This is a genomic window from Exiguobacterium sp. s193 (assembly GCF_018618755.1).
GTDB lineage: Bacteria > Bacillota > Bacilli > Exiguobacteriales > Exiguobacteriaceae > Exiguobacterium_A.
The window spans coordinates 401715-415669 of sequence record NZ_JACSMR010000001.1; the positions used below are offsets into that span (position 1 = coordinate 401715).

The following is a 13955-nucleotide window of genomic DNA, read 5'->3' on the forward strand; positions in this document are numbered from 1 at the left end:
AATGTTAAGTATCTCAAAAAAATTGCCCCGATTATTTTTCGGGGCAATTTAAACATTACTCATTAATCATCCAATCGATGATTTCCTGTGTCACGACAAACTTTTCCTGTATGGGAAACTGGTGCGCCTGTTCATAAATGCGCAGCTCCGTTTGTGCCGGATAACGCGCTGCGTAATTCGTCGCATGCCGTAAACGAACATTTTGATCGTACCTGCCATGAATTAACAAGACTTGTCCCTGTGGCGATACAAACAACGGTGACCGGACTCGGTAGGCATCCGGATTTTTCTCCGGCACGCCTCCCGTGAAACGACGTAACATCTTTTGCATCGTCCGTTGTTCTTCATACGTCCAGACAAGATTCGTCACCCCGGCCCATGACACGGTACGGGCGACTGGGCGTTGATGTGCTAACAGTAAGGCCATCTGCCCTCCGCGAGAGAAGCCGAACACGGAGACGCGGTCTACGTAGTTTGCTAACCAGTCAAACGCCGCCGTTGCATCACGTACATCCTCGTGACCAAAATCTTCTTTCCCCGTTCCCCCTAAGTTTCCGCGATAAAAAGGCGCCATCACGAAAAAACCGGCTTGTGCGAATTGCATCAATCGTGTCGGTCGAACCATTCCGATATTCCGTGTCCCGCCACGTAAATAGAGGAGTCCTTGACCATTCGGACACGTCGGTAAAACAACGTATGCACCGACACGCTCCCGATCAGACGTTTCATAATAGACACGAAACGTCCGAAAAGGACCTTGTCTCGGCAGCTCATACCAATCGGCGTTCGGCGAGTACACGAAGTGTCTCCGGAAGGACACGGTCCTTCATCATAAAACTATATTTTCGGTTCATTTCAAGACGTTGCGGGAGGTCTTCTAATAAAAAGGCCCCATCCGTCTCATCGACGGCAAGATGTGGGACGAGTGATTCGATTTCCGCGAAGTAAATGTTTTTGATGATCGTATCCCCTCGTCCTTCGACGCGGTATTGACCAATGTACGCGAGACTGGCGATACGCCCGCCTGTCTCTTCCATCACTTCGCGACGTGCTGCTTCTTCCGCCGTTTCACCCGGTTCGACCTTCCCCCCCGGAAACTCATATCCCCGTTGCTTATGATGTGTCAGAAGCCATTTCCCTTCATACACGGCAATGACCCAGACATGGAGAGGTTTTGTCGAGAAAGGATGATCGTCAAAACTCAACTCGACTTGATTTTGATAATAATCTAAAAATCTAATCACGTACGTGCACCTCATTTCTTCTTCTATCTTCACTTTACCTGTTTCGAAAGCATTCTAAAAGTGAAAGTGCGTGGGAATCGATGAGAATGACAAAAAAAGACATCTCCCGAACGCTCAGGAGATGTCTTTTTATTTATTTCAAGCGTGCTTCAAGTTCTGCTTTTTCTGCTTCAAAGCCAGGTTTACCGAGAAGGGCAAACATGTTTTTCTTGTACGCTTCAACACCCGGTTGGTCGAATGGGTTAACACCAAGAAGATAACCGCTCATCGCGCAGGCTTTTTCGAAGAAGTAGAACAGGAATCCAAGATGATACGGTGTCATCTCTGGCAATTCGACCGTCAAGTTCGGGACTTGACCATCTGTATGGGCAAGCAACGTCCCTTCTGCTGCTTTATCGTTGACGAATTGGATTGATTTCCCCTCGAGGAAGTTCAGACCGTCAAGATCTTGCGCATCTTTTTCAATCGTCAATGCATGGCGGGCTTGACCGACTTTGATGACTGTCTCAAATAAATCACGACGTCCCTCTTGTACGTATTGACCCATTGAATGCAAATCTGTCGAGAAGTCGACCGCTGCCGGGAAGATCCCTTTGAAGTCTTTACCTTCTGATTCTCCGTACAACTGTTTCCACCATTCTGATACATAATGTAACGCTGGTTCGTAGTTGACAAGAAGCTCAATCGTTTTTCCTTTTGCATACAATGCATTTCGGACGACCGCATATTGATATGCTTCGTTTTCAGCCAGGTTTTCGTTCGCAAATTTCTCTTGTGCGTCACGTGCACCTGCCATCAATTCTTCGATTGAAATACCGGCAGCAGCAATTGGTAATAGACCGACCGGCGTCAAGACGGAGAAACGTCCCCCGACATCATCGGGAATGACGAACGTCTGGTATCCTTCAGAGTCTGCCAGCGTTTTTAACGCGCCACGTGCTTTATCCGTCGTTGCGTAAATCCGGCTTTTTGCTTCTGCTTGTCCATATTTCTCTTCCATGAACGATTTCAAGAGCCGGAATGAAATCGCAGGTTCTGTCGTCGTCCCTGATTTCGAGATGATGTTGACCGAAACATCTTTTCCTTCGAGTACTTCAAACAAATCATGCAGATACGTCGATGAAATGTTATGACCCGCGTAAATGATTTGTGGTGCCTTCCGTTCCTCTTTTGATAATAGGTTATGGAAGGAATGACCTAACATCTCGATTGCGGCACGCGCTCCGAGGTAAGATCCACCGATTCCGACGACGAGCAATACATCTGAATCTGATTTGATTTTTTCAGCTGATTCTTGAATACGGGCAAATTCAGCTTTGTCATAGTTCGTCGGTAAGTCGACCCATCCGAGGAAGTCACTGCCGGCACCTGTGCCGTTGTGAATCGCTCCATGTAATGTCTTAACCGTGTCTGCCATGTAATCTACTTCATGTTGTCCTACGAATTGTAATGCTTTCGAATAATCAAAACGTACCGTTGTCATTCCATCGTCCTCCTTATTCATTCGCAAACAAATGCGACCTTCCCTCTCATTAAAACGCAAGAAGGAAGGTCGTTCAAGTCTTTTGTGAAAAGATTAGCAAATGTTAGCGCAACTTATAACGCTGCTGTTACGATTTCACGGACATCTTCACTACCGAGTGATTTGAAGTTACCGAAGTCACCGCGTGTCATTGCTGATTTCACGATTGAGTCGATTGTATCTTCTTTGATGTCGTAGTCAGCGAGACGGTTTGGTGCACCGAGTGATGTCCAGAATGCACTGATTGCATCAATCGTCGCATGAGCCGCTTCCATCTCTGACTTACCTTCTGTGTCGACGTTAAAGACGTTTTCACCGAGTGTGACGAAACGATGTGCGTTTGATTCGTCTAACACGTGGCGCATCCAGTTCGGGAAGAGGATTGCCAGACCACCTGCGTGCGGGATGTCATGAACAGCTGAAACCGCGTGTTCGATGTTGTGTGATGCCCAGTCACCGCGTGCTCCCATTTGGAGTACACCGTTTAGTGCCATCGTACCTGCAAAGAGGATCGTTCCACGAAGCTCAACGTTCTCAAGGTCGTTAACGAGTTTTGGTGCCGCTTCGACGACAGCTTGCATAACGCCTTCTGTCATTCGTTCTTGGACAGGTGCATGTGCTGTATGGAAGTACTGCTCAAGACAGTGACTCATCATATCGACGATCCCGTAAATCGTTTGATCTTTTGGAACACTGACCGTGTATTTTGGATCAAGAACTGAGAACGTCGGGAATGTAAGCGGGCTGCCCCAACCGTACTTCTCTTGCGTTTTCCAGTTCGTGATGACAGAACCAGAGTTCATTTCTGAACCGGTTGCTGCAAGTGTCAAGACTGTTCCGAATGGAATAACTGTTTCTGGTGTTGCTTTCCCGATGACGAGATCCCATGCTTCGCCTTCATATGGAATACCTGCTGCAATTAATTTCGTACAGTCGATGACAGAACCGCCACCAAGTGCAAGTAATGCATCAACGCCTGCTTCACGTGCAATCTTAATGCCGCGCTCTGCTGTTTCGATGCGTGGGTTTGGTTCAACGCCGTCACATTCGACATATTCGATTCCTGCTTCGTTCAGTTCGCGTGTAACGTCGTCATAGACACCATTCCGTTTAATACTTCCGCCACCGAAAACGAGCATGACTTTCTTAGCATTTAACGTTTTAAGTTCTTCTTTGATTTGGCTGACCTGACCGTCACCAAAAATTAGTTTCGTTGGATTGCGATATTGAAAGTTTTCCATTGTGTGTTGCCCCCTTGATAAGTAATGAACACCTTACATTATCCACACATTCCCCTTTCGCATCTATTTTAATGCTTATAACGCAAAAAAAACGAAAAAAAGAGAACCGACCGATGTCGATTCTCTTAAACATTCTTATTTTTGGAAGTTTGATTTTTCAATCCATTCTTCCAATTTGCCTTTCAACACGTTGAAGCCAGGAGCTTCTTCTTGTTTGAAAGCAGGACCTGCATCGCGACGTCCAGCGTTTTTGCGTGGGCCTTTAGCGCGTGCTTCACGTTTTGGAGCTTCTTGAGTTGCTTTGATCGAAAGCTTCATTTTTTTGTTAGCTTCGTCGATGTCGAGAACTTTAACAGTTACTTCATCGCCAACTTTTACGTAATCGTTGATATCTTTTACGTAATCGTGTGAGATTTCTGAAATGTGGACGAGACCTTGTGTTTGCTCGTCAAGTGCTACGAAAGCACCAAAGTTTTGAATACCAGTTACTTTACCAGTAACAACTTGGTCTTTTTCAAAGTTTGCCATAGTTTATACACTCCCTAACTAAATTCATCAACTTATAATAACATACTTTTTACAAATGGTAAAAAATATTTTTTAAATTGTTTATTTTTTATTTCTCGAGGGAACATTTCAGTAGCAAGACTTCAAGTATTCCCCCTGATTCTGCCGGACTTTTCGAGTCCGGCCCTTTTTTTGTCTAGTTCTTGATTGACCTAAAAAATAAACAGATAAAAAGGACCGGTCTGGTCTGCCCACTTTCCGCGGACAAGCCATCATGCCGCTTCAGATGCGTTGCATCTTCCAGGGTCATGATTGCCTTGTTTTTCCGCAGGAGTCGGGCATGACCTCACCTGTCCTAGCGTAAAGGAAAACGAATTGTGAAGCAATCAAAATTTAAAGATTCATTCACGGCTTACAAATCGTCAAATCCGTTCGCATCCGTCACTTTTGCGTACGACCGTGATTTCTGTTCGAAGAAATCAGATTTTGTCGCGTTCATCGAGTCATCCGAATACGCACGAATCCATGGCATGACGTCCTCGTCGTGTCCTTCGTATAAATCTGAAAGACCGATGACGCGGAGTCGTTTATTCGCAAGATACTTGACGTAGTCACGCATCTCACTGACGTCAAGTCCATCCAAGTCACGCAGGACATACTCGCTCCACTCGATTTCAAGATCGACGGCACGCTCAAACGTCGCATAAACGAACTTCGTGAATGAACCATCGGCATCGATGTCTGGATGTTCTGTCAGGACAGCACGCAACAATTGACTGATGAAGTACGAGTGTTGCAACTCGTCACGCTGGATGTAACTGATCATCGTCGATGTACCAACCATTTTTTGATGGCGCGCTAAATTATAGAAGAAGGCAAAACCAGAATAGAAGTTGATTCCTTCAAGGACGATTGATGCAACGAGTGACTTCGCAAAGTTTTCCGGTGTCCGGTCGTTTTGAAAATCTTCATATAAATCAAGAATGAAGGCATTTCGTTTCATGACCATATCGTCATCTTTTGCGATATCGAAAATCCGGTTTTGTTCCGATAGTGGGACGAGACTCGATAAGACATAGCTGTACGACTGGTTATGGACGACTTCTTGTTGTGCGATGATCGCAAGGATCGCATGGATCGATGCGTCTGATGTAAACATGGCTGACTCTAAGATGTAACGCGTTTGGACCGAGTCTAAGATTGATAGGAGACCGATGATCCGTTCGAACGCATCTTGTTCCCGCTCACTCAGCTGATTCCACTGTTGCATGTCTTTTGACATCGAAATTTCATCCGGAATCCAAAAGTTTGATAAAAGCTGTTTATAGATTGAATAAAACTGCGGATACGCGATATCGTTCCAGTTGACGATTGAACTCGTCTCCCCACCGATAATGGCTGTCGCACGATTCGGATGGCGGGCATCAAGCAGTTTGATTTTTTGTAACTGTTCCATGTTGTTCGACTCCCTCTTGCTGTAATTGCAGGATCGTTCGTTTCGTCCATTCTTTGACGGTATGCGGACGATTCCGTGGTGACTGTTCGATCTTTAACAGTTCACCGGCGAGCGGCACACCAAACTTTGCGAGATGGTATGCCATTTCATCAACGGCGCGGCAGTACTTGACGAACATTTTATCGCCCGTACCGAAGACGGCAGCTTGCGGAATTTTGTGCGGACTTTCCTTTAAGACAAGCTTCAGGCAGTCGCGCATTTCATCCGGTAATTGACCGTCACCCCATGTGTAAGAACCAAAATAGACGATATCATAAGGTGCTAATTGATATGTCGTCACATCATCAGCGAACATCATCGTTGGTTCGACGTGCATGTCGGAACAGGCTTTCGCAATCAGTTCCGCAACCTCCTCTGTGTTACCGCTCATTGACGCATATACGATTGCTGCCTTCATGATATCGTCCCCTTTCTTATGACGAACACGACTCACATTCATCAATTTCAACAGTTGTCGAACGTGTGTAGTAAATCGTCTTCATCCCAAGTTGCCATGCTTCCATGTGCATCTCGAGTAATTCAGTTGCTTTGACATTGTTTTTGACATAAAGATTAAAACTGATTGCTTGGTCAATATGACGTTGGCGTGATGCATTTTGACGAATGCTCCACAGTTGATCAATCTCAAACGCTGATTTGTAGAACCAGTTCGTGTCCGGCGTCAAATCCGGAACCGTCACAGGAATCTTGTAGTTTTTCTTTTCTTCTGCGTAGACTTTTTTATAAATTGGATCAATCGATGCCGTGCTACCGGCGATGATTGCTGTCGACGAGTTCGGTGCCACTGCCATCAAGTAGGCATTTCGCATACCATGTGCTGTGATATCTGCTTGGAGACGATCCCAGTTCAGTTCGCTCGATGATTTGTAGTGGCGACGTTTGATGTATTCACCCGTTTGCCATTCTGACCCCTCGAACAGACGGTATGCTCCTTTTTCTTTTGCCAGTTGCATCGATGCATCAATCGTCAAGTACGCGATTTTTTCGTACAGACGATCCGCATACTGGACGGCTTCGACCGATTCCCAACGAATTCCTTCGAGTGCAAGCAGGTGGTGCCAACCGAACGTCCCAAGACCAACGGCACGGTATTTTTGGTTCGTGATTTGTGCTTGCGGGACATCAATCGTATTCAAATCGATGACGTTGTCGAGCATCCGCATCTGAATCGGAATCAATCGTTCGAGGACATCCGAACGAACGGCGCGCGCAAGTGCAATTGAAGATAAGTTACAGACGACGAAATCGCCCGGTGTTTTCGTAATGATGATTTTTCCATCTTCCGTGTATTCTTCCGTCACTGTCGTCGGGCTCATGTTTTGCATGATTTCCGAACAGAGGTTGGAAGAATAAATCATGCCGGCATGTTTGTTCGGGTTGGCACGGTTAACCGCGTCACGGAAAAACATGTACGGTGTTCCGGTCTCGAGTTGCGAACGCATGTAACGTTTAACGAGATCGATCGCCGAAACTTTTGTCCGGCTGAGACGTGGTTCGTTGACACAAGCTTCATACTTTTCAGTAAAGCTGCCGCCTTGTTCCGTCTCATCGAAGTAATCTTCGAGGCTAAAGCCCATCACGGTCCGAATTTCGTGTGGGTCGAATAAATACCAGTCCCCACGCGCCTTAACCGTACGCATGAAATGATCCGGTAAATTCACGCCTGTAAAGAGATCATGTGTCCGTAACCGCTCATCTCCGTTGTTGAGTTTTGCGTCAAGGAACTCAAGGATATCTTTATGCCAAATATCGAGGTAAACCGCAATCGAACCTTGACGCATCCCGAGCTGATCGACACTGACTGCCGTGTTGTTCAACTGTTTCATCCATGGAATGACACCACTCGAAACACCTTTGAATCCTTTGATGTCTGAACCGCGCGAACGAATTTTACCCATGTAGACACCAATTCCGCCGCCACCTTTTGAAAGTGTCGCAACATCCGTATTCGAGTCGTAAATCCCCCGGAGCGAGTCGTCGACCGTATCGATGAAGCAAGAGGATAACTGTCCGTATGATTTCCCGGCATTCGAAAGCGTTGGTGTCGCAACCGTCATATAAAGGTTCGACAATGCCCAATACGACTCTTTGACAAGCTCGACGCGGCGTTCTTGCGGTTCTGTCTGCATCAACGTCATCGCGATGATCATGAAGCGTTCTTGCGGTAGTTCATATAATTTTTTTACGTGATCCCGCGCGAGATAACGGTCTGCTAACGTCCGGAGACCGATATATGTGAAGAGCTGATCGCGTGACGGATCAATCGTCGCAGCGAGTTCTTCGATTTCATCCTTCGTGTAGGCTGAAAGTAAATGTGGTGTGAAAATACCGATTTCAGTGAGCTTTTCAATCAACGTGTAAAGCGATCCATAACGTTCATCTGCTGCATATCCACGATTTTCACCCGCCTCTAAATACAGACGATTCAAGTATGTTGCTGTCGCGACGAACGTCCAGTTCGGTTCCTCTGCTTTTAACATGTCGAGCGCATGCATCGTCAATAATTCATACACTTGATCGGCCTGGAGCGTTTTCCCTTCGAGCGCCCGGATCGCACGTTCTGAATAACGTTCGATACTGAGTTCTGGATAAGACGCTGTCACTTGTTGAATCACGAATTCTACGTCTTCTATTGTCATTGCACCCTGATAGATGCGTGCTGTATTCAGTGGAGATGCCACTATGAACCACTCCTTTTGTGCATTATTTATATAAATTTTATTAGAATCCAAAAATGAAAATAGTTGATAAAACAACATTATGTATAACATAATTACCACTTCTATCATAAAAAATAGAATTCGTCTCAATCGGTTATAGTGTTATAAACTCTATAACCGATTGAGACGAATCCCAAACTATATATTGACCATTTAGGGACCCATATAACTCTCACAATACAATATGTAGATTAACCGCACATTTTATTTAATACAATCCTTGACTTTAATAGAACACTAATAGGAGGAATAATCAAATTTATCGACTCGCAATTTAAAGGCATTTGAGACATTTAAAAACTATTATGAGATAAAGCATCAATCTTTTTTCGAGTTCGTTTGACCCTTTCTTATTTTTGTTTTTTTATTTTCTTTATTTTGTATTAATATTTAATTGAATTAAAGGAGGATGGCATGAAAAAATCTTTAGAACAACTCCTGTATAAATACGATCCATTTGATTTAGGGGAAGGAAATTATCCAACGGAAATGTCTGCTATACTGAACTTAATGACGATTCATGATCAAGTAACGCCACTTGCGCAAGCAATCGGTGATGTGTTTGAAGAATCATTTGATGAACAGCCCGATCAGCAGGAACTAACTACTCTCGCCACGAATTTACTTTTGTGCGAAGACCCGTGTGAACTTTGAAAGGAGACTTATTATGCAAGTAGACTACACACCGAACCCGAATTCAGTAAAAATCACGCTCGACGGTGATCGTTTTGGATCAAAAAGTACAAGTGTCAAAAAAGACGATACACCGGAGGACGCGTTGCTCGCAGCCTTGATTACCGTCGATGGGATCGATAACCTGTTCGCTTACGGTGACTTCATCACCGTCACGAAAGAACCGACAGCTGAATGGAACGAACTGCTTCCAGTCATCGAAGAACATATGTAATTATTACGAAAAGACACCTGGATGTTGCAGGTGTCTTTGTTGAAGGAGACGATTCTTATGCCCATGGTATCTGTCATCATCCCGACCTACAATCGGCTGCGTGAACTGTCAGAAGCCCTTGAAGCACTGACACGCCAACAGTTTAAAGATTTTGAAGTCATTATCTTGAACAACAATGGTGATTCAATTGCTTCTGTCGTCGCGGCTTTTCAAGACCGGTTGACACTGACGCATGTCGATTTGCCTGAAAACCATCATGTCCGGGCACGGAATCACGGTGTCACGATTGCGAACGGTCAATACATCGTCCTTCATGATGATGACGATCTATTGTTACCGACACATCTCGCTGAATCAGTCGGCGATTTAGAAGCTGGAGCCGACTTGACCTATTCTGATGCAGAACTATTTACGTACCGCTTTGAAAACGGACGACGCGTCGTCCTCGAGACGGAACCGTTCGCCTACCCATACGACCGGGACGCGATGCAACACGACTCGACGTACATCCCGTCCGGGTCGATGTATCGCAAGTCACTCCATCAAACGTTAGGTGCGTTCGATGAAGACGTCTTTAACTATTGGGACTGGGACTGGATCCTCCGTGTCGGAAAAGACCACCTCGTGCTCCACCCAGCCCGTGCGACCGTATTATACGCATTTAATCCGTCCGGGAATCACCAATCCGCGCAGCAAGACGCGTCACGCCGCGTCTATTTCGACCGGCTCGTTGAAAAACACGACCTACCAACAACGGAAATGAAAAATTTTCATATCGTCCAAGCAGAACGACGGTCCCGTTTACGCAAGACACGCCGGACGTTCGACGGACGACTGACAGAAAGTGAGTGAATAACATGTATACAGAAAAACAATTAGAACTCTTAGAGTTATTATCCCAAAGTGGTCCTGTCGATGTGACACTCGCTGCACAAATGCTCGACATGACGACGGACGAAGTCACGTCTTCAATCGTCCGCTTCAAGGAAGACGGTGTTTTGCTTGGTTATACGGCAGTCATCGACTGGCAAAAAATCAATACCCATCATGGTGTCACGGCATTCATCGATGTCAAGGTCACACCGAAGCGGGGGCGCGGATTTGACGAAGTCGCAGAGCGGATCCACCGTTTTCCGGAAGTCACGTCCCTGTACTTGATGTCAGGGGCGTATGACTTACAAGTCGTCCTCGACGGAAAGTCGCTCCAAGAGGTCTCCCAGTTCGTCTCTGAGAAACTATCGACACTCGATTCCGTCATTTCGACGACGACACATTTCCGTCTGAAGACATATAAACACGATGGTGTCCTCTTCAGTCAGGATGACGGCGATAAACGATTGAAGGTGTCCCCATGAAGTCACTCTCGGAACGCGTCGAACAGTTAGCACCATCCGGTATCCGTCGTTTCTTCGACTTAGCCGGGTCAATGGAAGATGTTATCTCGCTTGGTGTCGGCGAACCCGACTTCGTCACCCCGTGGAACGTCCGGGAAGCTAGTTTTTCCGCACTCGAGCAAGGTTATACTGCCTATAGCGCCAATGCCGGCCTCGTCGAGTTACGCCAAGAGATCCGGACATATATGCAAGAAAAGTTTGCGATGGATTATCAAGTCGCTGACGAAATCATCGTCACGACCGGTGCATCGGAAGGACTCGACTTAGCTTTTCGGACGCTGATCAATCCAGGTGACGAAGTCATCGTCGTCGAGCCGGCATTCGTCTCGTATGCACCTTTGATTGAGCTCGCAGGTGGGATACCAGTTGCTGCTGCCTGTCGTCCGGAAGATGGATTCGCCATCTTACCGGAAACGATTGAAGCCAACATCACAGCACGGACAAAAGCGATCATTTTTTGTTTTCCGTCTAATCCGACCGGCTCTGTCATGACGCGTGATCAACTCGCCGACCTTGCGCTTCTCGCAAAAAAACATGATTTATATGTCATCAGTGACGAAATCTATGCAGAGTTGTCCTACGAAGAAGATCCGACTTGCTTCGCGACACTCCCTGATATGCGTGAACGGACCATCATCATCAATGGTTTTTCAAAAGCCTTTGCGATGACAGGTTGGCGTCTCGGCTTTACCTGTGCACCAAAAGAAATCACGGAGTGTATGTTGAAGGTCCATCAATACGGCATGATGTGTGCACCGACACTCGTTCAGTTCGCAGGAATCGAAGCACTGCGTTCACGGCATAAGACGGTCCCTGACATGGTCCGCAGTTATCGCCAACGCCGTAACTACTTTGTTAAAGCCTTGAACGAGGCGGGTCTCCCGACACATTCACCTGGTGGCGCGTTTTATGCCTTCCCTTATATCGGGCATACGGGTTTGTCGAGCGAGTCTTTTGCAGAGCAACTGCTATTAGCAGAACGTGTCGCCGTCGTTCCCGGTTCCGTCTTCGGGGCAAGTGGTGAAGGGTATGTTCGCGCGAGCTACGCCAGTTCAATCGAACAACTGCAAGAAGCCATCCAGCGGATCAACCGCTTCATGCAACAACTCGAACAACAAGCGGTAGCCGCGGATCGTCTGACATGATGTTATTGACGATTTCCTTTTAAACACAAAGAAGCGAACCACCTCATCGGGCGGTTCGCTTCAGACTGTAGACAACGTGTGATCGGGAGATAAAGCGTCTTTTTCGTTGCTTTTCTCGGGCGAGGTGCAAGCTGCGTCAAAAACGCACTCAGACTGTAGACAATGTGCAATCGAGAGATAAAGCGTCTTTTTCGTTGCTTTTCTCGGGCGAGGTGCAAGCTGTGTCAAAAACGCACTCAGACTGTAGACAATGTGCAATCGAGAGATAAGCGTCTTTTTTCGTTATACCGTGACGGAAAGCCGGGCATGCAGACGGTTTAGAGCGCAATCCGTCTCGAATCGCTTTTAAAGCAAAAAGCATGTTCACGTTTCATAAGCGTTTGTCTACACGCTAAAAGGGGCTGACTCAAAAGTGAGGATGGTTATCGATTAACTGACTCAGGACTTTTTCAGGCATGTCCCGCGCACACACTACACCATCATGAAAAAGAAGAATTTGCATCGAAATGGCCGATGATTCCCTGAAAAGTGGGATCATCGGCCATTCGATTAATCGAGGACGGAAACGTCCGTCACGAGGATGGATGTTCGTCTGACTTATGAGTCCGCCCCATTTTGTCGTTGTTTTCGTATCTCAACCTACCCACTACTCACGCATCAATGTAAAGCAACAAAAACATACGGTGGTCATCTTCAGAATGAAATGGAGAAACTGGACCGAGTTGTGAGGCATACACATCGATCCGGTACGGCGCCTCCTTGAACGATAACGGAGTTTGCTCCTTGATAATCCGTCCGATTTCTTCCGCCTTTTCTTTAACAGCAACCAATTGGTCACTTCGTTCAATCGGTGCTTCGATCACAAAAGCATCAATGCCTTCATTTCGGGCACAGCGTAAGAACCGGCGTAACGAGGGGAGCGCTTGCTCGACGTTCGCTTCTAGCGATAACGTCTCTTCATATGTCGGCGCTCCCCAAAGACGTTCTTCACTCCCGGTTGCACTCCGGTAATGATCAAGCGTCGCTTCCGTTATCGGATCCCGTGTCAACGCAAACCGTTTTTTGTCACGCGCCAGATTTTTTTCATTCGTCCGATCGATTTCTCGTAATAACTCGAGCTGTAACGGACGGGCAAAGCGGAATAGTTCGCGCTGCAGACGGGCGATTGACGTCCCGATGGTCAAAGTAGCTTCCGTTTTCTTTGGTGGCTTATCGCCTTCGTATCCGTTCATGACACGTGCGACCTGCCCCGCTTCATGGACGAGCCGATAAAACGATGCTGCCGTTGTATCCTCTGCTGTCTGTAACTGCCGGTGTTCCGACGCTAAATCGGTCACGTACTGATTCGCAAGGCACGTTGAAATCATCAAGACATCGACGAGTTCCGCACGAAGTGACGCCTCGTCCCCCGCCTCGAGCGCTTCTCCGACCTCACCGACTTCTTCAATCAGCCGCGCAAGTCCGGATAATGGACGGAAATAACCGCCTAACGCCCGAATGGTCTCATCGACCGTGTGTTGGAGTCGTATCATCTCCTGCATCTGCCTCGACCTCCGTCATTTCTTTGATCAACCGCGCTTCTGTCTGTTGTTTGAACTGCTCCGCGAACTTCCGATTTTTGCGCCATTCGCGGATTGCTACACCACTTGCAATCGCTAATGAAACCATTAATCCGACTTCTTTTCGTTTCATCCGAATTCCTCCTCTGTTTGAGCTACGTTCTCTTTCCTGAACATGCTATGATGATGGTATTACATAT

At 46.7% G+C, this 13955-nt stretch carries 15 protein-coding genes; 5 read left to right on the plus strand and 10 right to left on the minus strand.

The genetic code is table 11. The features are described 5' to 3' along the window. Positions 1-55: 55 nt before the first annotated feature. The 8 genes from KNQ04_RS01915 to KNQ04_RS01950 form a co-directional block, all read right to left on the minus strand. Complete coding sequence (locus KNQ04_RS01915; protein ID WP_214846936.1) at positions 56-799, minus strand: alpha/beta hydrolase family protein; 744 nt, start codon at positions 797-799, stop codon at positions 56-58. Then, positions 771-1244, minus strand: a complete 474-nt coding sequence (gene ytkD / locus KNQ04_RS01920; protein ID WP_214846937.1) for an RNA deprotection pyrophosphohydrolase — start codon at positions 1242-1244, stop codon at positions 771-773. Before ytkD ends, KNQ04_RS01915 begins: the two co-directional genes overlap by 29 nt. A gap of 133 nt (positions 1245-1377) precedes the next feature. Continuing rightward, the gene (locus KNQ04_RS01925; protein WP_214846938.1) at positions 1378-2727 is read right to left on the minus strand and encodes a glucose-6-phosphate isomerase; all 1350 of its coding nucleotides are present in this window, start codon (positions 2725-2727) and stop codon (positions 1378-1380) included. Between the two features lie 113 nt (positions 2728-2840). Further along, positions 2841-4007, minus strand: coding sequence for an iron-containing alcohol dehydrogenase (locus tag KNQ04_RS01930; protein ID WP_214846939.1), 1167 nt, complete (start codon positions 4005-4007; stop codon positions 2841-2843). Positions 4008-4142: 135 nt separating this feature from the next. Continuing rightward, entirely contained in the window at positions 4143-4535 is a 393-nt protein-coding gene (gene yugI / locus KNQ04_RS01935) for a S1 domain-containing post-transcriptional regulator GSP13 (RefSeq protein ID WP_012371159.1), read from the minus strand. 391 nt (positions 4536-4926) lie between these two features. Continuing rightward, positions 4927-5970, minus strand: coding sequence for a ribonucleotide-diphosphate reductase subunit beta (locus KNQ04_RS01940; protein ID WP_214846940.1), 1044 nt, complete (start codon positions 5968-5970; stop codon positions 4927-4929). Further along, a complete protein-coding gene (locus tag KNQ04_RS01945; protein ID WP_159173458.1) occupies positions 5939-6427 on the minus strand; it encodes a flavodoxin domain-containing protein in 489 nt (162 codons plus the stop codon). The genes KNQ04_RS01940 and KNQ04_RS01945 overlap by 32 nt, the downstream gene beginning before the upstream one ends. Before the next feature lie 16 nt (positions 6428-6443). Then, the gene (locus KNQ04_RS01950; protein ID WP_214846941.1) at positions 6444-8711 is read right to left on the minus strand and encodes a ribonucleoside-diphosphate reductase subunit alpha; all 2268 of its coding nucleotides are present in this window, start codon (positions 8709-8711) and stop codon (positions 6444-6446) included. A gap of 453 nt (positions 8712-9164) precedes the next feature. Between KNQ04_RS01950 and KNQ04_RS01955 the strand changes: the two genes are divergently transcribed. Genes KNQ04_RS01955 through KNQ04_RS01975 form a run of 5 tightly spaced genes read left to right on the plus strand, consistent with a single transcriptional unit; the run spans position 9165 to position 12196 of the window. Beyond that, entirely contained in the window at positions 9165-9404 is a 240-nt protein-coding gene (locus tag KNQ04_RS01955; protein WP_214846942.1) for a DUF1871 family protein, read from the plus strand. Between the two features lie 13 nt (positions 9405-9417). Continuing rightward, positions 9418-9657, plus strand: a complete 240-nt coding sequence (locus KNQ04_RS01960; protein WP_029331228.1) for a NifU N-terminal domain-containing protein — start codon at positions 9418-9420, stop codon at positions 9655-9657. A gap of 57 nt (positions 9658-9714) precedes the next feature. Then, positions 9715-10509 carry a glycosyltransferase family 2 protein gene (locus KNQ04_RS01965; protein ID WP_214846943.1) on the plus strand — a complete coding sequence of 265 codons (795 nt, stop codon included), beginning with the start codon at positions 9715-9717 and terminating at the stop codon, positions 10507-10509. Between the two features lie 5 nt (positions 10510-10514). Further along, entirely contained in the window at positions 10515-11012 is a 498-nt protein-coding gene (locus tag KNQ04_RS01970; RefSeq protein ID WP_214846944.1) for an Lrp/AsnC family transcriptional regulator, read from the plus strand. Continuing rightward, positions 11009-12196, plus strand: a complete 1188-nt coding sequence (locus tag KNQ04_RS01975) for an aminotransferase (protein ID WP_214846945.1) — start codon at positions 11009-11011, stop codon at positions 12194-12196. Before KNQ04_RS01970 ends, KNQ04_RS01975 begins: the two co-directional genes overlap by 4 nt. A 650-nt stretch (positions 12197-12846) precedes the next feature. Here KNQ04_RS01975 and KNQ04_RS01980 read toward each other — a convergent pair. Together KNQ04_RS01980 and KNQ04_RS01985 are read right to left on the minus strand one after the other, a co-directional pair. Further along, positions 12847-13737 (minus strand): MazG nucleotide pyrophosphohydrolase domain-containing protein, encoded by an 891-nt coding sequence (locus tag KNQ04_RS01980; RefSeq protein WP_251136814.1) that lies wholly within the window; start codon positions 13735-13737, stop codon positions 12847-12849. Continuing rightward, positions 13700-13888 (minus strand): hypothetical protein, encoded by a 189-nt coding sequence (locus KNQ04_RS01985; protein WP_214846946.1) that lies wholly within the window; start codon positions 13886-13888, stop codon positions 13700-13702. Before KNQ04_RS01985 ends, KNQ04_RS01980 begins: the two co-directional genes overlap by 38 nt. Positions 13889-13955: the final 67 nt, after the last annotated feature.